We start from the raw sequence: 25,025 nt of genomic DNA on the forward strand, positions 1-25,025 counted from the left end.
GTGTTTGCGCAATCGAAGCGTTCGGCGGGAAAATACAGTAGATTTTCGCGGTCAGGCCACCTGTGGTTGAACACCGGGTATGGAATTCTGGTACCTGAAATTGGAGAATATTTACCATTAGTTACCGGAAATACCCTGTTTTCCGCAACAGAATGACTGCAATCGGCGTTGACAGCCACCCCGGTCAGAATCTTACCCTTAGTTAACTAATCAACAGGAGGTCCGCCCGTTTCACCCCGGTGTCGACGGGGTTCGCATGCAAAGTTACCGGTTCTTTTCAGCTTAAGCATTTTTGCAAGTGGTTTGGCGTGCCTGCCGGACATATTCGCTGGTCGCCTGTTGTTTCAGCCGGAACCTATTGTGCGCACCGTCACATGGATGTGACTCGTGGATGGGCCCTCTGACCAGGGGGAGAACCATCGTGAATACGCCGCTAAGCCCGGAAGACCTCGTCAATTCCTTCAAGGTTGGAGATCAGGAGACCGCCGCGATCGCCACGCTGACCGGCGGCGACTACGTGATTGTCTGGTCCAGCGATGGTCAGGACGGCTCGGGCACTGCCATTGTCGGGCAAAGGTTCGCGCCCAACGGCACGCGGATCGGGCTGGAATTCATCCTAAACACCACCGAGACCGGAAACCAGTACGCCCCCACCATTGCGGCCACCGATGACGGCGGCTTCGCGGTAGCCTGGGTTGGAAACGACACCAACGGTCTTGGCATCGTCGCGCGGCAGTACGATGCACAGGCCGTGCCCTTGGGGGGTGAGATCGCCGTCAACACCGCCCAGGTCTCGAGCCAGCATCAACCAACCGTCGCCGCCCTCCCCGGTGGCGGTTTTGCTGTGGCCTGGTTCACTGATTATGACGCGGCGGTCTCCTTTGTGCGCGACGTCAAGATGCAACGCTTCGATGCCAGCGGCGTGCCGCAGGGCGCAGAGACCACGGTCAACACCACGGGCGCCAACACCTCCACCACGGAAAGCGAACCGGTCCTGGCCACCATCCAGCCGTCGGGCGGCGCCAACGGGCTGGCCGGTGGCGGCGTGGTTGTGGCCTATCGGGCTGCCGATGGCAGTGGCAACGGGATCAAGGCACAGGTCTTTACTCCGGCCGGGGCGACCGTCGGGACCGAGATCGATGTCAACACCACCACGGCGGGCACCCAGCAGGCCCCCTCGGTGGCGGGCCTGGACGGCGGCCGTTTCGTGGTTGTCTGGGAAGGACCGGATGCGTCGCACCATGGTATCTACGGTCAGCTCTACGAAGGCGACGGCACCGTCGTCGGGTCCGAATTCCAGATCAACGTCCAGACCAGCAGCACCCAGCAGCAGCCCAATGTCGTGGGCACATCGGACGGCGGGTTTGTCGTCATCTGGGACGCGTTCACCTCGGCTGGCTCGGGCGATGGGTCGGCCTATGGCGTGGTGGCGCGGCGGTTTGACGTCGACGGCAACGCCCTGACGGGTGAAATCCTGATCAACGAGCAAATTCAGGGCAGTCAATACGCGGGTGCGTTGGCGGCCTTGGCTGGCGGCAATTTCGTGGCGGCCTGGACGTCAGACACCTCGGGAACGGCCGGAGACGGCTCGGGCCGGGCGGTGGCCCAGCGTCTGTTCGGCGACCCACTGACTTACAACGCGCTGTCCGCCGCGCCCGAGGTCGAGGCGGTCTCGACCACCCGCGTGTTCTTGGAATCGGATGTGAATGCCATGCCGCAGCGGATCGACGCCGATGGCGCCGCCGCCGTGTCCGACATGGATTCCGCCGACTTCAACGGCGGGCGTCTTCTGGTCGGCACCATCGCGGCATCTGCCCATGCCCAGCAATTCCTGCCGCAGGATGACGACGCGCAGCACCAGTTCGGGCTGGACGCCACCGGTCCGGTCAGTGTCAACGCCGGGACCGGCGCGGTCAGCGTCAACGGCACCCAGGTTGGCACCATTTCCTCGGACGGCATGAATGGCGCGCCCCTGATCGTCGATCTGAACGCAAATGCCGATGCGGCCAGCGTCGAGATCCTGGTCGAACATCTGACCTATCAGAACCTGTCGGACGATGCTGCGGACCAGTCCTATGTTTCGATCCTGCTGGAAGATGGCGATGGCGCGGCCTCGCATCCGGTGGTGGTCGAGATCACGATCACACCCGATGCCGATATCGACGGGCCGGTGCGCGGCGAAACCCGCGTCAACACCGTGACCAATCTGAGCCAGAACGATTCCGACATCGCCGGGCTGACCGATGGCGGCTATGTCTCGGTCTGGGTCTCCTACGGACAGGATGACGCGATCACCTGGCAGGGCGGAATCTTCGGGCAGCGCTATGACGCCGATGGCGTGCCGGTGGGGCTGGAGTTCCAGGTCAATGCCACGGCGGCGGGCGACCAGGTGCAGCCGGCGGTGGCCGGGTTGAACGATGGCGGCTGGGTGACTGTCTGGCAGGATTCCAACGTCAGCGGCATCCGCCTGAATCGCTATGACGATACAGGCGCGCTGATCCAAAGCGAAATTCAGGTCGAAACCAACTCGTCCAGCAGCCAGGGAGGCCCGGATGTCGCGGCCCTGTCCAACGGCGGCTATGTGGTGACATGGCATTCGGCCTCTTCCGGAACGGCCGGGGATGGCAGCGGCAATGCGGTGAAGGCGCAGGTCTACAACGCGGCCGGGGCCACGGTGGGTGGCGAAATATCGGTGAACGTGCAGACCACCGGGTGGCAGGATACCGCCAAGGTTTCCGCCCTGAACGCGGGTCGGTTCGTGGTGGTCTGGGAAGAAAACGACGTGGCCAATGGCGATGGATCGTCCACGGCCATCTCGGCGCGCATCTTCGACGCGGGCGGGGTGCCGGAAACCGGCGAGATCCGGGTCAATACCACCACCGAGAACTTGCAGGCGATGCCGCAGGTGGCGACCCTGGCCAACGGCGATTTCGTCGTCGCCTGGCATTCGGAACAGCAGGATGGCAGCCAGGGCGGGATCTACTACCAGCGCTATACGTCGACCGGCACGCCGATCGCGGGCGAAGTGCGGGTGAACGACTCGACCAGCGGCGATCAGACCACGCCCAGCCTGATAGCCCTGTCCACCGGTGGCTTCGTGGTGTCCTGGGTGGATACCTCAACCCCGGCGCCGGGCAGTGGCGCGGACGTGTTCGCGCAGGTCTTCGACGCGGATGGCACGCGGCTGGACACCGAGGTACGGATCAACACCGAGGTTGCCTCGACCCAGGACGAGCCGACCATGGCCGCCCTGCCCAACGGAAACTACGTGGTGCAATGGACCTCGGCCGACAGTGCGCCCGCCGGTGACGGCAGCGGCGATGGCGTTTTCCAGCAGATCATCGGCGATCCGAACGAGATCAACACCTCGCCGCCGCCGGTGCTGACCGGGCTGCAAACCGATGTCTCTGCCACCGAGGATCAGGTGGCGGCGGGCATTCCGCTGCTTGGCAATGGTGCGCTGACGCTGTCGGATTCGGATTCCGCCGACTTCGATGGGGGGTTCTTCGCCCTGCGCCGGGTGCTGGTCGATCAGAATACCGATGATTTCAATCCGCCCGATGACAACACCCAAGACAACCTGATGATCCAGACCGGCGGCGGGATCACCATCACCGGGGGCGGCACCACGGTGAACGTGGGCGGCGTGGCCGTGGCCACCATTTCCTCGGACGGACAGAACGGCGCCGATCTGGTGCTGGATTTCCTGCCGGGTTCGACACTGGTGCGAGTCGAGACGCTGCTGAACGCGATCTACTACCAGAACCCGTCGGACGACACCGCGTCGTCGCGCAGCTATGAGCTGGACATCAACGATGGCGACGGCGGCGTCAACGCGGCGACCAGCCTGACCATCCAGATCACGCCGGTGGCCGAAACCACCGGGCTTCCCAAGCTGGGCAGCGAAACCCAGGTCAACAGCTTCACAACCGGCGCGCAGGATGATGCACAGGTGACGGTGCTGAACGATGGCGGCTGGGTGTCTGTCTGGCAGTCGGACGCGCAGGATGGCAGCGGCCACGGCATCTACATGCAGCGGTACGACGCGCTTGGTACCCCGGCCTCGGGCGAGGTGCGTGTCAACACCACCCAGACCGGCGATCAGAGGGACCCCGCGGTGGCCTCGCTGGGCAATGGCGGCTGGGTCGTGGCCTGGGAAGGCAATGGTCCGGGCGACAGCTACGGCATCTCCACGCAGCGGTATAATCCCGACGGCTCCCCGGCTGGCGGAGAAACGCTGGTCAATACGACCACCAGCAGCAGCCAGTACGACACGGCCATTTCGGCGCTGAACACCGGCGGCTACGTGGTAGTCTGGACCGATGCATTTTCCGATGGCAGCGGCGCCGGGATCTTCTTCCAGCGCTATGACGTCAATGGTGCTGCTCAGGGCGGTGAAACCCAGGCGAATGTGCAGACCTCCAGCACACAGGATGAGCCGGATGTTGCGGTTCTGGCCGATGGCCGTTTCGTCGTGACCTGGAAGTCGAACACCAGCGGCGCGGCGGGTGACGGCAGCAGCTTTGGCATTTTTGCCCGTGTCTTCAACGCCAATGGCACACCGGACACCGGCGAGTTCCAGGTCAATACCACCACGAACGGCTGGCAGGGCACCCCCGCGATCGGGGCCACGGCAGACGGCGGTTTCGTGATCGCCTGGGAGGAAAACTCCGGCAGCGATGGATCGGGGGTCGGTATTGCCGCGCAACGGTTTGATGCCACAGCCACCGCGCAAGGCGGCGAGTTCATCGTCAACGACGTGCGCGCCAACTCTCAGATTGCCGCCGATGTGATCGGCCTGACCGACGGCCGCTTCGTGATCGTCTGGAACGACGTGCACAACGGGTTGGACGGCAGCGGCGGTTCGGTGCAGGGCCAGCTTTACACGGCCACCGGTCAGCGCGTGGATGGCGCGTTCCAGATCAACACCGAATTCCACAGCACCCAGAACCAGCCCGCAGCAACTGCCCTGCCCGGCGGAGCCTTCGTGGTCAACTGGACCTCGGCCACCAGTGGCAGCGCCGGCGACGGTAATTCCAACGGCGTGTTCCAGCAGGTCTTCGGCACCATCGCGGGCTTTGGCACCAGCCAAGCACCGGTGATCGTCGGGCTGAATGACAGCATTTCCCTGGACGAGTCTGCCTTGAATGCGGGTCTGGAACGCATCGACGCCGACAAGACGATCGCGCTTGGCGATCTGGATTCCGCCGATTTCGACACCGGAGTCCTGACCCTGTCGGTCGATCTTCAGGACCCCACCCTGTTCCAGATCAACGATCCCGATGGCCTTGCGCAGGATCAGCTGGGCCTTGTCACAGGTGACGTGGGCAATGGCGACGTGCAACTCAGCGGCAGTTCTGTGGGCGACACAGTGTCGGTCGACGGTACGGTCATCGGCACGATTACCAGCGATGGCGTCAACGGCGCCGATTTCGCGATCACTCTGAACGGCAATGCGACGGTCGAGGCGGTCGAGGCCGTGCTGGGCAACCTGGCCTATGGCAACAGCTCCAGCAGCCCGGAAGCAGCCCGGCGTCTGAAACTGGACCTGAGCGACGGCGACGGCAATGCCGCGCAGAGCCGTTTCGTGACCATCAATGTGGTCCCGGAAACCGACAGCACGCTGGTGGCGGGGGACGAGCGGCAGGTCAATGCGCATGCCGACGTCCAGCAAAACGCGCCCGAGGTCGTCGAACTGGCGGGCGGCGGTTTCGTTGTGGTGTGGCAGTCGGCGAACCAGGACAATCGCGGCGACAATGACTGGGGTGTCTTCGCACAGCTTTACGACGCCAGCGGCCGCCCGGTAGGCCCGGAAACGCGGGTCAACACCAGCCAGGCGTCGGGCCAGCTGGACCCGGAAGTGGCGGCCACCGACGATGGTGGCTACGTTGTGGTCTGGGAGGACTACTCCGGCTCCGACGGCAGTGGCTATGGCGTCTATGGCCAACGCTTCAACGCGGATGGCACGACCAACGGGTCCGAGTTCCTTGTGAACATCACGACCGCGAGCAGCCAGCTTGATCCCTCGGTGGCGGGCTTCGAAGGCGGCGGCTTCGTGGTCAGCTTCACCACCAACGGCATTGACGGCTCCGGTTCCAGCATCGCTACGCGGGTCTATGATGCGGCGGGTGTCGGCGCGGGTTCTGAGACGCAGGTCAACGTGGCCAACACCAGCGGCAGCCAGTCGGACTCGCAAGTGGCCGCTCTGGTGCATGGGCCGGGCCCGAATGCCGGGACCAATGCCGGTCATGTGGTGGTCTTTGTTGCGCCCACATCGGGTGGCGAAGGCGACGGCGACAGCAACGGTATTTTCGCCCGTGTGTTCGACGCGACCGGCGCGGCCCTGGGCAACGATTTCCTGATCAACACGGAAACCTTCGGCAATCAGCACACGCCCGAGGTGGCGGGTCTGACCGGGGGCGGTTTCGTGGTCACCTGGACCTCCAACAACCAGGACGGTGGCGCGGATGGTGTCTTCGCGCAACGGTTCGACAATGCCGGCAGCCCCCTGGGCACCGAGTTCCGCGTCAACACCGAAACCGGCAGTTCCCAGTACAATGCGCAGGTCACTGCAATGGCGGACGGCGGCTTTGTCGTGGCCTGGGAAGACAACAGCGGCCGGGACGGTTCCGGCGTTGGGGTTTTCGCACAGCGCTATGATGCCAACGGCGTGCGCATCGACGGCGATATTCAAGTCAATCAAGAGGTCAGCTCGACCCAGTCGGAAGCGGCGTTGACCTCCTTCGGCACAGGGTTCGCGGCAGTCTGGACCTCGACTACCTCGGGCTACAGCGGCGACGGCTCCAGCAACGGGATCTTCCTGCGCACCTTCGAAAGCGCGGCCCCCGGCGCCACATCGCCCGTACTGGGTGATTTCGACCGCGCGGTGACGCTGTTTGCCGACGACCTGACGGTTGCACCGACGGTGCTGGATGACGCGGTGACCTTTGATGATCCCGACAGCGCCAACTTCAACGGAGGCATGCTGGAGGCCTATTACACCACGCCCAACGCGGCGCTGGATATCCTCACGTTCGATACGTCGGGCGATGTCAGCATCACCAATGTCGACGAGGTGCGGGTGAACGGCACCCAGGTCGGCACCATCGATGCGGTGCTGGACGGTCAGGCCGGGGCCGGTCTGCGGATTGCACTGAATGCCCAGGCCGACAGTGCGGCCGTGACGGCGCTGCTGCAGGCGCTGGCTTTCGGGTCGGCCGATAGCGCGGCCAATGTCGCGGGCACCAGCCGGGGCATCGGCCTGCTGGTGACCGATGGCACCGGCGGTCAGACCGAACCCGACGCGGTCCTTGTGACCATCAACAGCGGCGGATCCACGGCCTCGGGCCTGTCGATCTCTGACTTTGGCGCGGATCAGAACAGCAACCTGGTCTACAGGCTGAACCCGGAGGTCGACGAAACCGCCCTGCTGGCCAGCCCGATGGTGCTGGATGCAAACGTCGATCTGGACGACTATGCCGGCACCAGTTTCTCGGGCGGCTATGTGCGCCTGAACGAGGTCAATTCCTCGATTTTCACCGTACAGATGTCTGTGCAGGATCAGGGCACAGGCGCGGGCCAGATCGGGTTCAATGCGACCACCGGGGTGGTGTCCTATGAAGGCACCGGCATTGGCACCCGCAATGCGTCGTCCGATGGCCAAGACGGTGCCAACCTGCAAATCGACCTGAATGCCAGCGCGACAGCCGAGGCGGTCGAGGCCCTGATAGAGGCGCTGACCTTCGGGCTCAGCGGCAGCTTCAACACGACGCAAGCGGCGTTCGACCTGACAGTTTCGAACCAGGCCGGCAATACATCGTCTTTCATCCGCCTGTACCAGCCGATCAACCGCGATTCCGTGGCCCCGGCTTTGGGCGAGGAAAGCCAGGTCAACACTTATACCGCCAGCAATCAGGAGTCGGCCCGGATCGGCGTGCTGTCCGATGGCGGCTACGTCATGGTCTGGACGTCGCAGGGGCAGGATGACCCGTCCACGTCCAACCGGGGGATCTTTGCCCAGCGATACAATGCCTTCGGCGAACAGGTCGGGGTAGAATTCCAGGTCAACGACGTTCCGATTGGCGATCAGATCCAGCCGCGTGTCGTGGGCCTGTCCAACGGCAACTATGTCGTGCTCTGGACGGAAGGCTCTGCCCGCGATGGCTCGGGCCAGGGCGTTTATGGTCAGATTGTCCAGAATGACGGCACCTTCGTCGGTGCGGCCTTCCAGGTTCACGAACAGACTTCTTCGACCCAGAACTCCGGCAACGTGGTGGATCTGGGCGGCGGGCGCTTCATGGCAACCTGGAGTTCGCAGACCTCCGGCGGGGCGGGCGATGGCAGCGGCCACGGCATATTCGGCCGGACCTTCGACGCAACCGGCACCCCCGAGGCGGGCGAGTTCCAGATCAACACCACCACCACGGGCGATCAGGTGCGGTCGCGGGCGGTCACCCTGCCCGATGGCGATGTGCTGGTGGTCTGGGAAGACCGTGGCGGCGCCGATGGCAACAGCTATGGGGTCTTCACGCAGCGGATCGACAGCAGCGGGACGCTGGTTGATCCAGACGGCACCGCGCTGACCGGCGTGGGCACCGGCGAGGTGCTGGTCAACACCACCACCACCGGCACCCAGCAGCATCCCGAAGTGGCCGCGCTTGCGGCCTCGGGCACCCTGGCGAACGGCGGCTACGTGGTCGTCTGGCAAAGCGCGGACGGCAGCGGCGACGGTATTTTCGCCCAGATCTATGACATCGCAGGTGTTCCGCAGGGCGGCGAGTTCCTGGTGAACACCCTGCTGCTGAACAACCAGAGCGATGTTTCGGTCACCGGGCGCGCCAATGGCGGCTTTTCCGTGGCCTGGCGCGATGACAACGGCACCGATGGCAGCGGTCAGGGCATCGTGGCGCAGGATTTCATGGCCGATGGCAGCCGCGATGGCGTGTCCTATGTGGTCAACCCGGAGGGCAGCAGCACGCAGGCCAAACCGGAACTGGCCACGCTGTTGAACGGGACGATGGTGGCCGGGTGGACATCATTCGCGTCGGGCACCGCGGGCGATGGTAACAACTACGGCGTTTTCCAGCGCCTGTTCGACCAGCCCGCCTTGCCTGCCGGAGCAATGTCTCCGGTGCTGGAAGGGTTCGTGGACCAAGTCGTTTTCCAGGAAGACGACGTGAACTCTGGCCTGCAAGTTCTTGATACAGATGGCGCCTTGTCGCTGACGGATATGGATTCGACCGATTTCGCCGGCGGCGAGATCTGGTTGGCGCATGTGACCGGATCGACCGATCTTTACCTGCAGCAGGTTTCGGGCATATCCGGTGCGGCGCAGGATCAGCTGGGCATCGTGGCGGGCAATGGGATCAGTGTGTCCGGCAGCGACGTGCTGTTCAACGCGGCCATCATCGGCACCATCGACGCCTCCCGCGACGGCCAGAACGGCGCCGATCTTCGGATCTCGCTCGGCGCAAACGCGACGCCGGAGGCGGTCGAAGCGCTGGTGGCGCAACTGGGCTATGGCAACCTGTCCAGCGGCCCGGCGGCCAATCGTCAACTGGTGCTGAACATCAGCGATGGCGACGGAGGCGCGACCGGTGCGCATGTGGTCGATGTGGCGGTCACTCCCGATGTTGATCGCACCACAGTCGCCCAGGGCGACGAGCTGCAGGTCAACAGCTATACCGCCGGTGACCAGTCCAATGCGGCCATGGCGGCCATCTATGACACCGGCGGCGCGCAGATCGGCTATGTGACCATCTGGGAAAGCAGCGATCAGGATCGCCCGCAGGACGGCGGCACCGGCATCTACGGCCAGCGCTACGATCTGAACGGCACCCCGCTGGGCGGGGAATTCCAGGTCAACAGCCACACCGAGTCCAGCCAATACGACCCGGCCGTCACCGGCCTGATGACCGGCGGTTTCGTGGTCAGCTGGACCGACAACAGTTCTGCCAACCCCGCCGGGGAGGCTGCGGGCGAGGTCAATACCGGACTGTATGGTCAGGTTTTCGATCAGAACGGCGGTGCCGTGGGCGGCGAAATCCTGATCAACGACGTGGTGGCCTCGACGCAGAATCAAGGTGTGCTGGCGGCCCGCGCCAATGGCAATTTCCTGGCGGCCTGGACCGATCATGGCAATCGCGATGGCAGTGGCGCGGGCGTTTTCCTGCGCGAGTTCTCGGCCGCCGGGGTGCCGCAGGGCGGCGCCGTTCAGGTCAATACCCAGACAGATTCGAGCCAAGCCGATGCAGCGGTCACGGTGCTGACGGGCGGCCGGGTCGTGGTCTCATGGACCTCGACAACTTCGGGTGGCGCTGGCGACGGCAGCGGCAATGGCATTTTTGCCCGGCTGTACGAAACCAACGGCACGCCCCTGGGCAATGAATTCCAGGTCAATACGACGACAAACAGCAACCAGGATGCGGCGCGCGTGGCGGCGATCAGCGACGGCGGCTTCGTGGTGGTCTGGGATGACGACAGCGGCAGCGACGGCAGCGGCACAGCCGTGCTCCTTCAGCGCTACGATATGGACGGCAATGCCGTGGGCGGTGAAGAACGGGTCAATGAAACTACCATCAATTCGCAATACAATCCCGATGTCATCGGGCTGGACGGCGGCGGCTGGGTGGTGGCCTGGTCCGACAACGGCAGCAACGACGGCAGCGGGGTCGGTGTCTTCGGACAGGTCTATGCCGCCGACGGCACCCGCATCGACGGGGAGTTCCAGATCAATACCGAGGTGGCCTCGACCCAGCATCAGCCGCGTCTGGTGGCCCTGCCGGGCGGCGGGTTCGCGGCCAGCTGGTCCTCGTGGACGTCGGGAACCGCGGGGGATGGCGATCGATATGGCGTCTTCCAGCAGGTGTTTGCGGCCGACGGCACGGTGATGCTGTCCGAGGATCCGACGATTTCGGGGCTGGCCGATCTTGTGCTGGACGAGGCGGATGTGAATGCCTCGGGGCAGTTCCTGGCGCCCAATGCCGGCATCGGCGATGCCGACAGTGCCGACTTCGCGGGCGGGACGCTGTCGGTTCACGTGTTGCGCAACGACACCGTGCAGACCCAGTTCCGCGACCGCGATGCGCGGGCGCAGGATCAACTGGGCATCGACGGGTCGGGCGGCGTGACGGTCGTGGGCAGCGCGGTCAATCTTGGCGGTTCGCAGATCGGGACGCTGGTGTCTGATGGCACCGATGGCGCTGCGCTGATCATCGACCTGACCGGCAATGCCGACCACGCGGCGGTGCGCACGCTGGTGCGGTCGCTGACCTATGCCAACATTTCCGATGACCCCGAGGGCGAACGGCAGCTGTCGGTGCAGCTGACCGATGGCGACGGCGGCGTGTTCCGCCAGACCCAGACCCTGACCATAACCCCCGAGACCGATGGCGCGGTGGCCATTGGCAGCGATGTGCTGACCAACAGTTTCCTCACCGGCAGCCAGGAAGACAGTCACATCGCCGGTCTGGCGAACGGCGGCTATGTGATTGTCTGGACCTCGCACAACCAGGATGCCACGGGCGACAACGACTGGGGTATCTTCGGCCAGAGGTACGATGCTGCCGGGGCGCCGGTGGGCGGCGAATTCCAGGTCAATACCTATACGCCGGGCAGCCAGACCCATGCTCAGGTGGTCGGCCTCTCCACGGGCGGTTTCGCCGTGTCCTGGATAAGCAGAAACCAGCAGGACGTGATCCTGCAGGTGTTCGATGCCAACGGCCAGAAGGCCGGCAGCGAGATCGTGTTCAACACCCCAGTCACCGCCAACGGGGGCAATGTGGCACTGGATGCCTTCGACGATCCGGCAAACGGCAGTTTCGCACTGGTCTTCAACGGCCAGAGTTCTTCGTCGCCGTTCAATCAGGTCGTGGTCGGGCAGCGGTTCGACGATACCGGCGGCCAGATCGGCGGCACCTTTACCATCGATCCAGCGGGCAACCCCACAGTGACCAATCCGGACGTGGCGATCCAGTCGGACGGCACCTTCGTGGTGGTCTTCGCGGCCGTCAACATGGACAACCCCGGCGACTTCGACCTCGGCGTGTTCCTGCAACGCTATGCGGCGGATGCTTCGGCCATCGGCGGCCCGATCCAGGTGAACACGCTGGAGCGGTTCAGCCAGTATGCGCCGCGTGTTGTGGCCACTGACGACGGTGGCTATGCGGTGGCCTTCGAAAGTGACATTCGCGACGACTCTGGCAACGGGGGTTCGCCCGGCATCTATGTCCAGAAGTTTGACGGCAGCGGCACCAAGGTCGGCCCCGAGATCCTGGTCAACGAGGTGGTGGATGGCTCCCAAAGCGCGCCCGACATCGCAGCCCTGCCGGGTGGCGGGTTTGCCGTCAGCTATGCCGACAGCAACGGGACCGATGGCTGGGGCTGGGGGGTCTTCCTGCAACAGTTCGATGCCAACGGCTATCGGATCGACGGTGCGGTGCAGATCAACGAACAGTTCACCAGCACCCAATTCCAGGGGGCGCTGGCCGCCCTGCCCAATGGCAACCTGGTGGCAAGTTACACGTCCACGACATCGGGCCCGGCCGGAGACGGCAGTGGCTATGGTATTTTCCACCGCCTGCTAGGCGATCCGGCGGATTTCGCGACGGGCGGCAAGCCGGTGCTGGATGGGGTGAACGCACAGGTCACCTATAACGAGAACGATCTGAACGGGGTGCCGCAACTGATCGACGCAAACGGCGCGGCGGCGGTGTCGGATCCGGATTCCGCCGATTTCGACGGCGGCTCGATCCTGGTGTCCAACGTCATCGCCTCGGCCCCGCTGATCGACCAGATCAACCCGCCCGACGATCTGACACAGGATCAGCTTGGCCTGCGGCAGGGACCGCGGATCTCGATCACCGGGTCGACGGCGGTTCTGGTGGACGGCACCCAGGTGGCCACCATCGGTCAGGACGGCCAGGACGGCGCGCCCTTCGAGTTGCTGCTGAACAGCAATGCCACGGCCGAAATCGTCGAGCTTCTGGTCGAGAACCTGACCTATCGCAACATCTCGGACGATCCCCTGCCGCAGCGCCCGCTGCGCATCCAGATCACCGATGGCGATGGCGGGGCGTCGGACCCGGTTCTGGTCACCGTCAACATCACGCCCACTCCCGATGCCTCGGTCGCCGTCGGCGGAGAGCGCACGGTCAACACCACGAACTCGGGTCTGGAAGACGATCCGGCGGTCGCCATGCTGCCCGCCACGGGCGGCGACTTCGTGGTGGTTTTCGAAAGCTCAGACAGTTCCGGCACCGGCATCCGCGCCCAGCGGTTCGACGTGCTGGGCAACCCGGTGGCGCGCGATGGCAGCGGGCTTGCCAATGGGGTTTATGATGAATTCCTGATCAACGCAGGCTCGCAGACCAACACGCAATCCGATCCCAAGATCGCCGCCTTCTCGGACGGCAGCTTTGTGGTGGTCTGGACCGACGCCACCATCGACGGCAACAACACCGGCATCGCGGCACAGTTGTTCAACGAGGACGGCACGCCCAGCGGCGCAGTCATCACCGTGAACTCGGAAGTGACCTGGGTGCAGCACACCCCGGCGGTGGCGGTTCTGGACAATGACGATTTCGTCGTCACCTGGACCTCGGGCAACTCCGGCTCGGCCGGCGACGGCAGCGGCAACGGCGTGATCGCGCGCCGGTTCGACAGTTCGGGCACGCCGCAGGGCACGCCCAACACCGACTTTGTGGTCAACACCACCACGGCGGGCAACCAGCACAATTCCGACATCACCAAGCTGAACGACGGCGGGTTCCTGATCGTCTGGGAGGACGAAAACGCCACCGACGGCACCTGGGAAGGGGTGTTCGCCCAGCGGTTCGACGCCTCTGGCGCCACAATGGGCAGCGAGTTCCAGATCAACACCACCACCGCCGGCGGCCAGGGTACGCCACAGGCGACGGTGCTGACCGATGGCAACATCGTGGTCACATGGCGTGACGATGCCGCCGATCTGAGCGGCCAGGGCGTCTTTGCCCAGATCTACGATGTGACCGGCAACCCGGTGAACGAGGAGTTCCGCGTCAACGACCAGCGCCAGAGCACGCAGAACGACCCGGCCATTGCGGCGCTGGATTCGGGCGGCTTCGTGATTGCCTGGACCGACCACAACTGGACGGACGGCAGCCAGCAGGGCGTGTTCGCGCAGCAATACGATGGCAACGGCAACCGTCTGGACAGCCAGTTCCAGGTCAACACCACCACGACGGGCAACCAGAACCAGCCCGACATTGCAGCCCTGCCCGGCGGCGGCTTCGTCATCACCTACAACGGCTCGGTGTTGTTGCAGGTCTATGGTAACGACGCGCCGACAGTCTCGCCGGTTTCGGCCGTGGGGGACGAGGACACCAGCATCGTGCTGGACGAGGCGATCTTCGACGCGGGCTTCACCGATCCCAACGGCAACTCGCTGGCCGAGATCCGCATCGACACCTTCCCGTCGAATGGCACGCTGACGGTGAACGGCTCGCCGGTCACCGCGGGCCAGGTGGTGACGCGTGCGCAGTTGATCGCGGGCGATCTGGTCTACCTGGGGAACCAGGATTTCAACGGGCCCGACAGCTTCACCTGGACCGGGTCTGACGGCATTGCCTATGCGCCCAGTTCGGTTCTGGCGGATATCACCGTCAACCCGATCAATGACGCGCCGGGGCTGGAGGCCGGGCCGAACGCCTCGATCACCGAGGGTCAGGCGCTGATGCGCACGCTGACCCTGTCCGACCCGGATACCGACACGCGCAGCTTCTCGGTCACCTTCGGAGATGGCGCCAGCCAGAACTTCAACTCGGCCAGCCTGACCCCGATGATCAGCCATGTCTACGGGGCCGAGGGCAGCTATACGGTGACCGTCACTGTCGATGACAACTCGGGCGCGGCCAACGCGCAAGAGGTCGACAGCTTCACCGTGACCGTGATCAACGGGGCGCCGGTTGCCAACACCGATTTTGCCCTGGTCAGCGAGGATGGCCCGGCACATTCGGCCAACGTGCTGACCAATGACACCGATCCCGGCGGCGACAGCCTGACCGTGACCGAGGTCAACGGCGTGGCGGCCAGCATCGGCACCCAGATCACCCTGCCCTCGGGCGCGCTGCTGACGCTGAATGCCGACGGGTCGTATTCTTATGATCCGAACGGTCAGTTCGAAGCCCTGCCGGACTTCCAGAACGGCGCGGATGCCTTCAACTACACGCTCAGCGATGGCGAGGGCGGCACCGACATCGGCACCGTCATGCTGACCATCGACGGCCAGAACGACGCCCCGGTCGCCAGCGATGACAGCGCCAATGTCAACGACGATGCCACCGTGACGCTGAACGTGCTGACCAATGACAATGACATCGATGGCAACACGCTGAGCATTCAGGGCATCGCGCCGCCCTTTACCGGGGGCATCACCCTGCCCAATGGCGATGAACAGGTCACTCTGCCCTCGGGCGCCATCGTGACCTTCACTCCGGGCACCGGCGACGTGGTCTACGATCCCAACGGCAGCCTCTCGGGCGGCGCCAGCGACAGCTTCGATTACATCGTGTCCGACGGGCGCGGCGGCACCGATACCGCCACGGTGACGATCAACATCAATGGCACCAACCAGTCACCCGTCGCGGCGGATGACACCAACATCACCGACGAGGAAACTCAGGCCACCGGCAACGTGCTTTCCAACGACAGTGATCCCAACAGCGATCCGCTGACGGTGACGCAGGTCAACGGGTCCGCGGCCAATGTGGGCGGCCAGTTCGCGCTGGCCTCGGGCTCGCTTCTGACGGTGCTGGCCGATGGCAGCTATACCTTCGTGCCGGGGACGCAGCATCAGGCGCTGGGGGTCGGGCAGTCGGCGCAGGAAAGCTTCGACTACACCGTCGAGGATGGTCAGGGCGGCAGCGATACCGCCACCGCGACCATCACCATCACCGGCGTCAACGATGCCCCGATCGGGATCAATGACACCGGCGCCACGGATGAGGATACTGCCACCCTCGGCAATGTTCTGACCAATGACACCGACATCGACGGCGATAGCCTGAGTGTGTCCGAGGTCGGCGGTTCGGCCCTTGCCGTGGGCGTGGCAACGGCGGGCAGCCAGGGCGGCAGCTTCACCATCAACGGCGATGGCAGCTATACCTATGACCCGACCGGCGCGCTGGATGCGCTGCCGGTGGGCACGTCGGTCAACGACTCCATCACCTATACCGTTTCGGATGGTCAGGGCGGGCAGGACATCGTGTCCCTGTCGGTCACGGTCGATGGCGTCAACGATGCACCGACCGCTGCCGATGATGGCTATACCACCAACGAGGCGACGGCCCTCACCGGCCAGAACCTGACCGCGAACGACAGCGATCCGGACACCGGCGACATCCCTTTCGTGGTCCAGGTCAACGGCCAGTCCGGCGTGATCGGTTCGCAGATCACCCTGACCTCGGGGGCGCTTCTGGTGGTCAACGGATCGGGCACCTTCACCTATGATCCCAACGGCCAGTTCAACGCGCTGCAAAACGGCGATACGGCCAGCGACAGCTTCACCTACACCCTGCAGGATGGCAGTGGCGTACAGGATCAGGCGACGGCCACGATCACCATCAACGGCATCAGCAGTACGCCTGTTGCCGTGGATGACACCGGCACCACCGACGAGGACAACATCACCAACATTGCGGTGCTGACCAACGACAGCGATCTGGACGGCGACGCGCTGAGCGTCACCGACATCGATGGTCAGGCGGTGAACCCCGGCGATACCGTCACCCTGACCACCGGGGCCGAGGTCACGCTGAATGCCAATGGCACGGTGACCTACGATCCGAACGGTGCGTTCGAAGCCTTGCAACAGGGCGGCACGCCGGCGCTGGACAGCTTCACCTACACGGTGGACGATGGCAACGGCGGCACCGATACCGCGACCGTGGATGTGACCGTGACCGGCATCAATGACGCGCCCTCGGCCGCCAATGATGCGCGCAACGCCACCGAGGATGTACTGCTGGACATCGACCTGCTGGCCAACAACGGCGCGGGCGTGGACAGCGATCCCGAAGGCGACACGCTGGATGTAACGCAGATCAACGGCGCGCCGGTCTCTACCGGTGTGGCCTTTGCCCTGCCCTCGGGCGCCACCGTCACCAAGATGTCGAACGGCACCTTCCGCTATGACCAGTTGGGGCTGTTCGACAGTCTGGCGGTGGGCGAAATGGCGACCGACAGCTTCACCTATCTGGTCGATGACGGCCAGGGCGGCACCGACACCGCCACGGCCACCATCACCATCAACGGGGTGAACGACGATCCCACGGCGGTGGATGACGCCTTTGCCGTGGCCGTGGATGCGGCGCTGACCGGTGATGTGCTGGCCGCCAACGGCGGACTGGCCGACAGCGATCCGGATGCCAGTGACATCTTGAGCGTCAACGATGTGCAATCGGGCGGTCTTCTGGGCACGCCGGTGGCAACGGCACAGGGCGGGCTGGTGACGCTGCTCAGCGACGGCACGTTCTCGTACGACCAGAACGGCCAGTTCTCGGGACTGGGCATGGGTGCCACGGCGTCTGACAGCTTCACCTACCAGATCACCGACGGCAACGGCGGCACCGATACGGCCACCGTGACCATCACCATCGGCGGCAGCAACCTGCCCCCGATTGCCGGGGACGACACCTTCAACACCAATGAGGATACATCGACCCTGGTGGGGCTGCTGGCCAATGACACCGACAGCAATGGCGACAGCCTGAGTGTCACCGGTGTCGATACCACCGGCACCCTGGGGACGGTGACCAACCACAATGACGGCACGGTCACCTATGATCCCAATGGCCAGTTCGAATACCTGGCCGTGGGGCAGTCCACCACCGACAGCTTCACCTATGACATCAGTGACGGCAACGGAGGCACCGATACGGCCACCGTCACCTTTACCGTCACCGGGGTGAACGATGCGCCCGTGGCCGTGGATGACAGCGGTGCCGGATTTACCACGGATGAAGACAACGCCCTGACCACCGGCTCGGTGCTGCTCAACGACAGCGATGTCGATACCGGCGATGTGCTGTCCGTGGCTGGCATCGACACCACCGGCACGCTGGGCCTGGTGGTCGACAATGGCGACGGCACCTTCGACTATGATCCGAACGGCCAGTTCGAAGCCTTGGGCGTGGGCCAGTCGACCACCGACAGCTTCACCTACACCCTGAGCGACGGCAACGGCGGCAGCGACACCGGCACGGTCACCGTCACGGTGACCGGCGTCAATGATGCGCCCGTGGCCAATGACGACAGCGGTACGGGTTTCGCCACCGACGAGGATACGACCTTCTCGACCGCCAGCGTGCTGGGCAACGACAGTGACGTGGAGGGTGACACCCTGACCGTCACCGCCTTCGATGCGGTTTCCTCCGGCGGTGCGCTGGTCAGCCATCTGGGGGGCGGCATCTTCAGCTATGATCCCAACGGCCAGTTCGACAGCTTGCCGGAAGGGGCAACGCCGGTGACAGACACGTTTACCTACACCATCGATGATGGCAACGGCGGCAGCGATATGGCCACGGTGAGCATCTCGGTCGGTGCTGTGAACGATGCGCCCATTGCGGGCGATGACAGCGGCACCGGTTTTGGCACGGACGAGGACACGGCCTTTACCACGGCCAGCGTCTTGCTGAACGACAGCGATGTGGACACCGGCGACAGCTTCAGCCTCACCGGGGTCGACACCACCGGCACCCTTGGACTGGTCATCGACAACGGCGATGGCACCTTCGACTATGACCCCAACGGCATGTTCGAAAGCCTGGCCGCCGGGCAGACTGCGACCGACAGCTTCACCTATACGATCACCGATGGCTTCGGCGGCAGCGATACCGCCACCGTGTCGATCCAGATCACCGGGGTGAACGATGCGCCGGTTGCGGTCGACGACAATGGCGTCGGCTTTGGCACCAACGAGGACACCGGCTTTACCACCGGCAATGTGCTGGCCAACGACAGTGATCCCGAGGGTCAGACCCTTTCGGTGCTCAGTATCGACACCACGGGCACGCTGGGGCTGGTCATCGACAATGGGGATGGCACCTTCGACTATGACCCGAACGGCCAGTTCGAGGCGCTGAACACTGGCGACAATGCCACCGACAGCTTCACCTACACGGTAAGCGATGGCAACGGCGGCACCGACATGGCCACCGTGACCATTGCCATCGCCGGGCTGGATGAAGGCAAGAACGTGATCACCGGCACTAGCGGGCGTGACAACCTTGTCGGCACGGCGCAGGACGATGCGATCTATGGCATGGGCGGCCCACTGGACGTGCTGGGCGGCGGTGCCGGGGCGGATTGCTTCGACTTCGCGGCCCTGCTCAACAGCGGCGCACGCGATGTGGCCAACATCACCGACTACGAGGTCGGCGTGGACAGCCTGACCGGCATCGGTGCCACCGACATCGCCCAGTCGCGGGCCTTCGGGGCGAACCTCTATCTGCAACTCAACGGAGGCGAGAACGACCTGATCGTCGTGATGGGCGTCACCGACATCAACGATCTGACCTTCGCGTAATGACCGGCATTCGTGCTATGCTGGGATCTCAGGGAGCTTTGACCATGACTTTTCGATTTCTGACCCGATGGCTGCCCGTGCTGGCCGTGATGCTGACCGCTTCGACCGGCGGCGCGCAGGCCAGCGCCCTGCCGGGGATTACCGTATCGCCCAGTCCGCAGGTGGATGCCGATCCGGCGGATATGGCGAATTTCTTCGGCTTCAGCGTCTTCGGCCTGGTCAGCGGCAACACGGCCGCCACGCCGGTCACGACGGGGCTGAGCCTGTTCGTGGCCGCCGACATTGCCCCTGACGGCAGTTTCACCAGCGGTGATCTGGCGGTGGCGGATGGGGCGGCGGCCTGGCTGAACGGCTCGCTCAGCCAGATCGCCTTTACCGAGAACACGGCCGGCGACGACACCATCGAGTTGCTGTTCACCACGCTGAACGGTGCGGCAGCCGGTGAGTTCGGCAATCTGTCGGTACTGACCCTGATGGGCGAATTCGGGCCGACGCCCTTCGCGGCCTCGGCCCCACTGGCCACAAGCGGGGTCTTCGGAACGGCCCAGTTGAACCCGGCCTCTTCGGCGGCGATTCCCCTGCCTGCGGGGGCGGTTCTGCTGCTGGGCGCCCTTGGGGCGCTGGGACTGGCTGCGCGCCGTCGTCCCGCCTGACCCAACACCGCCTGTCGCGGTCCGTGCAGCCCGGTCTTTCCCTGAGGCCGGGCTTGTGCATGTCTGGCCTTACGCGGCGGGTCGCCCCAACGCCTTGTCCGCCACCACCTCGGCAATCGCCAGCGCCGAGGTCAGGGCGGGGCTTTCCAGCCCGTAGCACATCACATGCCCTTCAAGGCCGTGCACCTCGGCCCCGTCCAGACGAAAATCGATCTGACCGGCATCGCCCGCCGCCAGCTTGGGCCGGCATCCGGCATAGTCGGGTACCAATGCGCCATCGGGAAGACCCGGCCAGAAACGGCGTACGGCTTCGGTGAAAATTCCGGCCTTGCCGGGATCGACCCGGTAGTCCACCGCATCGGGGCCGCAATCCAGCCGTTCGATATCGGGCCCGAACTTGGCGCGACCGGCCATGTCCAGCGTCAGGTGCACGCCGAGCGAGCCATCCCCCGGCGGTGCGGGATAGACCAGATGGCGGAAGGGCGCCTTCTGGCTCAGCGAGAAATAGCTGCCCTTGGCCAGCACCTGACCGGGAATACTGTCGCCCGGTATGCCGTCGATGCAGCCCGCGACCTGCTGCGCCCAAAGCCCCGCACAGTTGATCACATGGGCGGCGTGCAGGCGCATCGGCTCGTCTCCGCCGATGTCCAGCTCGATCCGCCCGTCGCCCAGCACCCGGCCGCCCGCGACCCTGCTGTTGGGCACGAAGGTGGTGCCCTGCGCCTCGGCCTCGCCCAGCAGCGCCAGCATGAAGGCATGGCTGTCGATCACCCCGGTCGACGGCGACCAGAGCGCCGCGACACAGGTCAACTCTGGCTCCATCGCCGCGACAGCGGCCTTGTCGCGGGGTTCCAGATCGAACAGCCCCGCGCCTTCGGCCAGCGCGATGGTTCTGTCCAGCGCTGGCAGTTCGGCGTCACGGGTGGCCACGATCAGCTTGCCCAGCCGCTTGTGCGGCACCCCGCGCGCGGCGCAGAAGGCGTAAAGCTGCGCCTTGCCCTCGATGCAGAGCCGCGCCTTCAGCGAGCCCGCCGCATAGGCCAGCCCGGCATGGATGACTTCGGAATTGCGGGCGCTGGTTTCTTCGCCGAAGACCGCGTTGCGCTCCAGCACCAGAACCTCGCGCCCGCGCAGGGCAAGGCTGCGCGCCACGGCCAGACCGACGACCCCTGCCCCGAAGACCACGCAATCGGTCTCGAAAATTTCTGTCCCCATGACGCCCCCCAATGGTTGGGGCGATGATGCGGACAAGCCGGGGCAGGTTCAAGCATCCGTCAAATGTGCCGCAACGGAACTTGTTACAGCGGGTCGTTTTCGATCGATACTCGACGTCAAATAATCGTTCAATTGCAAAGCAACTGATTCAAACTTGCTTTAGACCCCGACCGGACCCGTTTGTCCCAGATACAGAGATGCCAGCGTGACACCTTCTCCCTTCTCGATCATCGGCCACCGGGGGGCGCGCGGTGTGCTGCCGGAAAACACGCTTGAGGGGTTTGCCGAAACCCTGGACATGGGCGTGCGTGCGCTGGAATTCGACGTGTTCCTGACCGCCGACGAGGTGCCCGTGGTGACCCATGATCCACGCCTGAGCCCGGCCATCGCTCGCGGCCCGGACGGCGATTGGGTGCCCGATCCCGGCCCCTTCATCCGCGATCTGACCCTGGCGCAGGTCCAATCCTATGACGTGGGTCGCCTGAAACCCGGCACGCCCTATGCCCTGCGCTTCCCCGAACAGGCGGCGCGGGACGGGCTGCACACGCCGACCTTCGCGGATCTGCTGGAGCTGATGACCAGCACCGCCCGCAGCGGCCCGGTGCTGGGCCTGATCGAGATAAAGTCCGATCCCACCGATGCGGAGTTCTCGGATGTGGCGCATCACTGCGCTGCGCGGATCTGCGAGATGTTGCAGCACCATCCCCTGCGCGACAGCATGCGGCTGCAATCCTTCGACTGGAACGTGTTGGCCCTTGCCGCCGCCATCGCGCCGGATCTGCCCCGATCCTATCTGAGCAACACGGGCAGCGACCCGCTCAGCGAGCATCCGAATTTCTACGAAGGCTCGCCGTGGTTGGTCGGCGCCTTTGATCCCGAACCGTGGAAGATGATCGACGCGCTTGGCGGTGTGGCCTGGGCGCCCTATCACACCCAGATCACCGCCGCCTCGGTCGCCGCGGCCCGCCGTGCAGGGCTGGAGGTCTATCCCTGGACCGTTAACACCACCGAAGATCTTGAGCGGGTCATGAGCTTTGACGTCACCGGCACCATCACCGATTTTCCCGGTCGCGCGCTGCATCTTCAGGCCGGGGAACAGCGCCGCGCCTGACGAAAGGTCAACCTTGCGTGAGCATGCCCGCAAGGGCGGGTTCTTCGACTATAACGGGTGAAACGCGCCCGTTCCGGCGTGCGTGCGGGGTTGGGAGAGACACCTGTGGCGGCGTATATCCTGTTGATTGGTCAGTTTTATCTCTACATTGGCGGGCTTGTGGCCGTGGTGTTCCTGCTGTGGGGCGCTGACCGGGTGGAACCCAACCTGCGGGGCAGCTGGCTGGTCCGCCCGATGCTGGTGCCCGGCACGGTGTTGCTTTGGCCGCTGGTGCTGTGGCGATGGGCGCGGCTGGAAAAGGGCCGGGTCGATCCCTGCGCCCGGCATCTGCCGCCGCGCGGCGGGCAGGATCTGGCCACGCTGATGCTGGCCCTGCTGATCCCGGTTGTGCTGTTCGGGGCGCTGGTGCTGCGTCAGGACGGGCCGGTCGAACGCCCCGCCACCCTGCTGGAGGCCCCGCAATGAGCGTGCGTTTCGTGCCGGTCCAGTGGAACCGCAACAAATGGGTCTACGACGGGCTGCTGCTGGCCGCGGTGATGGCCTATCTGACCCTGTTTCTGGGCTATGGTGCCGGGGCGGCGGACGCCACACGCCCGGTGGACGGGGCGATCTTGCGGATGCGGGCCTTCGGCTCCTGCGCGTTTTTCCTGCTGACCCTGATCCTGTGCATCGGGCCGCTTGCAAGGCTGGACCGGCGGTTTCTGCCGCTGCTCTACAACCGCCGCCATTTCGGCGTGCTGACCGCGGCGGTGGCCCTGACCCACGCGGTCTATGTGGTGAACTGGTATTTCGCCTTCGCCCCGACGCCGCAGATCGAGGCTCTGCTGGCCTCCAACACCTCTTACGGGCAGCTTCTGGGCTTCCCGATCGAGGCTTTGGGCATCTTCGCGCTGCTGTGCCTGCTGGTGCTGGCCGCCAGCAGCCACGATTTCTGGCTGTCGTTTCTGGGCGCGCCGGTCTGGAAGCGGCTGCACCTGCTGATCTATCCGGCCTATCTGGCGGTGGTGGCGCATGTGGCGCTGGGGGCTTTGCAGGATGCGAAGAACCCCGGTTTCGCGATCTTCTTCGGGGCGGGTGCGATGGCAGTCTCGGTCCTGCATCTGGCGGCGTGGTGGCGGGCGCCGACCCGCCACCGCGCCAAGGGCGATTGGGTGGCTGTCTGTTCGCCCGGCGACATCGCCGATCAGCGTGCCCGGATCATCCGCCTGCCCGGCGGCGACCGGGCGGCAGTGTTCCGCGATGGCGCCGCCTATTCGGCTCTGTCCAACGCCTGCGCCCACCAGGGCGGGCCGCTGGGCGAAGGCCGCATCATCGACGGCTGCGTCACCTGCCCGTGGCACGGGTTCCAGTACCGGATGCGCGACGGCTGTTCGCCCGCGCCCTTTACCGAGAAAGTCCCGACGTACAACCTGCGCCTGCGTGACGGCGTGATTGAGATTGCGGCCAGCGCCAACCCGCCCGGCACCGCGGTGGACCCGTTGACAGTGGGAGACCCGGCATGAGCACCCCCGGAAACGACGATCCGTTCTTCATCGGCTGGGCCAAGACGCCGGCCAGCCTCCGCGACCTGATGATCGGCATCGGTCTGGGGCTGATCCTGTTGCTGGGGCTGGCGGGCTACATGGTGGCGGCAACACAGGACGATCCCGGCGATGGCGCGTTCCGGGGGCGGGCCAGTGCCATCGGCGTGATGCAGGCCGACCCCTATCCGGTGGTGCATGTGATCGAAAGCGAGGGCTACACCCCCGGCGACGCGGTGCTGCTCAGCGGCTTGGGCAAGCGCGGCGTGCAGGACCGCGCGGCATTGGTCGATGGCGCGGTGGTCGAGATTTCGGGCGGCCGCCTGCTGCGCGGCGACATCAAGGGGATGCAACTGGGCGGTGGCGACAAGGGCCTGAAACCGGCGGACGGCACAGGCACCCTGCCCGACCCCGTCGATCTGGGCCGCTGGCGCGTCACCGGCGAGATCTGCGACGGCAAGTGCCTGACCGGGGCCATGCGTCCGGGTCGGGGCCTTGCGCACAAGGCCTGTGCCAACCTGTGCCTGATCGGAGGCGTGCCGCCGGTGTTCGTCTCGACCGCCAAGGTGGACGGGGCCGAGTTCTTTCTGCTGGCGGATGCGGACGGCGGTCCGGTGACCGAGGCGATCCTCGATCACACCGCCATTCTGGTCGAGGTCGAGGGCCGGGTGGAACGGCGCGGCACTCTGCACGTTTTCCGCATCGATCCCCAAACCCTGAAGGTGGCACCATGATCGGGCGGGTGATTGGTGCGGCGCTGACCGTTGCGGCCTGCGGCGGCATCTGGTGGGCCTATGAGAACATCGACCTGCTGCGCGGCAGTTTCTGGTGGGAATACCGCTATATCATCCTGCTGACCGGCGCGGTTCTGACCCTCAGCCTGCTGGACAGCCTGCTGGAGCGGATCAAGGCGCTGTGGTCGAAACTGGGGCGATGACAGCCTGTTTCCATGGCGGAGGCCGTGG

Annotated in this window: 8 protein-coding genes; 7 read left to right on the plus strand and 1 reads right to left on the minus strand. The window is 65.0% G+C overall.

All coding sequences use genetic code 11. The features are described from left to right. Window positions 1-421 precede the first annotated feature (421 nt). Window positions 422-19,561, plus strand: a complete 19,140-nt coding sequence (locus ACP15K_RS15260; RefSeq protein WP_424990889.1) for an Ig-like domain-containing protein — start codon at window positions 422-424, stop codon at window positions 19,559-19,561. A gap of 44 nt (window positions 19,562-19,605) precedes the next feature. Then, the gene (locus ACP15K_RS15265; protein WP_193141272.1) at window positions 19,606-20,214 is read left to right on the plus strand and encodes a VPLPA-CTERM sorting domain-containing protein; all 609 of its coding nucleotides are present in this window, start codon (window positions 19,606-19,608) and stop codon (window positions 20,212-20,214) included. A 69-nt stretch (window positions 20,215-20,283) separates the two neighbouring features. Here ACP15K_RS15265 and ACP15K_RS15270 read toward each other — a convergent pair whose 3' ends face one another. Then, a complete protein-coding gene (locus tag ACP15K_RS15270; RefSeq protein WP_424990890.1) occupies window positions 20,284-21,429 on the minus strand; it encodes an NAD(P)/FAD-dependent oxidoreductase in 1,146 nt (381 codons plus the stop codon). 205 nt (window positions 21,430-21,634) lie between these two features. Between ACP15K_RS15270 and ACP15K_RS15275 the strand changes: the two genes are divergently transcribed. From ACP15K_RS15275 to ACP15K_RS15295, 5 genes are all read left to right on the plus strand, one after another. After that, entirely contained in the window at window positions 21,635-22,540 is a 906-nt protein-coding gene (locus tag ACP15K_RS15275) for a glycerophosphodiester phosphodiesterase family protein (RefSeq protein ID WP_424990891.1), read from the plus strand. Window positions 22,541-22,645: 105 nt separating this feature from the next. Next, window positions 22,646-23,005, plus strand: coding sequence for a hypothetical protein (locus tag ACP15K_RS15280; RefSeq protein WP_424990892.1), 360 nt, complete (start codon window positions 22,646-22,648; stop codon window positions 23,003-23,005). Further along, window positions 23,002-24,042 carry a Rieske 2Fe-2S domain-containing protein gene (locus ACP15K_RS15285; RefSeq protein ID WP_424990893.1) on the plus strand — a complete coding sequence of 347 codons (1,041 nt, stop codon included), beginning with the start codon at window positions 23,002-23,004 and terminating at the stop codon, window positions 24,040-24,042. Before ACP15K_RS15280 ends, ACP15K_RS15285 begins: the two co-directional genes overlap by 4 nt. Next, complete coding sequence (locus tag ACP15K_RS15290; protein ID WP_424990894.1) at window positions 24,039-24,794, plus strand: hypothetical protein; 756 nt, start codon at window positions 24,039-24,041, stop codon at window positions 24,792-24,794. Before ACP15K_RS15285 ends, ACP15K_RS15290 begins: the two co-directional genes overlap by 4 nt. Continuing rightward, window positions 24,791-24,997, plus strand: coding sequence for a hypothetical protein (locus ACP15K_RS15295; protein WP_193141267.1), 207 nt, complete (start codon window positions 24,791-24,793; stop codon window positions 24,995-24,997). The genes ACP15K_RS15290 and ACP15K_RS15295 overlap by 4 nt, the downstream gene beginning before the upstream one ends. The last annotated feature ends 28 nt before the right edge of the window (window positions 24,998-25,025 follow it).

Origin of the sequence: Fluviibacterium sp. S390 (assembly GCF_049800695.1) — a bacterium.
Classification (GTDB): Bacteria; Pseudomonadota; Alphaproteobacteria; order Rhodobacterales; family Rhodobacteraceae; genus Meridianimarinicoccus.

What these genes read in the sequence shown, in the direction of transcription:
- ACP15K_RS15290 (WP_424990894.1), top strand. Translation starts at nt 24,039, where the DNA reads ATGAGCACCCCCGGAAACGACGATCCGTTCTTCATCGGCTGGGCCAAG.
- ACP15K_RS15285 (WP_424990893.1), top strand. Translation starts at nt 23,002, where the DNA reads ATGAGCGTGCGTTTCGTGCCGGTCCAGTGGAACCGCAACAAATGGGTC.
- ACP15K_RS15295 (WP_193141267.1), top strand. Translation starts at nt 24,791, where the DNA reads ATGATCGGGCGGGTGATTGGTGCGGCGCTGACCGTTGCGGCCTGCGGC.
- ACP15K_RS15270 (WP_424990890.1), bottom strand. Translation starts at nt 21,429, where the DNA reads ATGGGGACAGAAATTTTCGAGACCGATTGCGTGGTCTTCGGGGCAGGG.
- ACP15K_RS15265 (WP_193141272.1), top strand. Translation starts at nt 19,606, where the DNA reads ATGACTTTTCGATTTCTGACCCGATGGCTGCCCGTGCTGGCCGTGATG.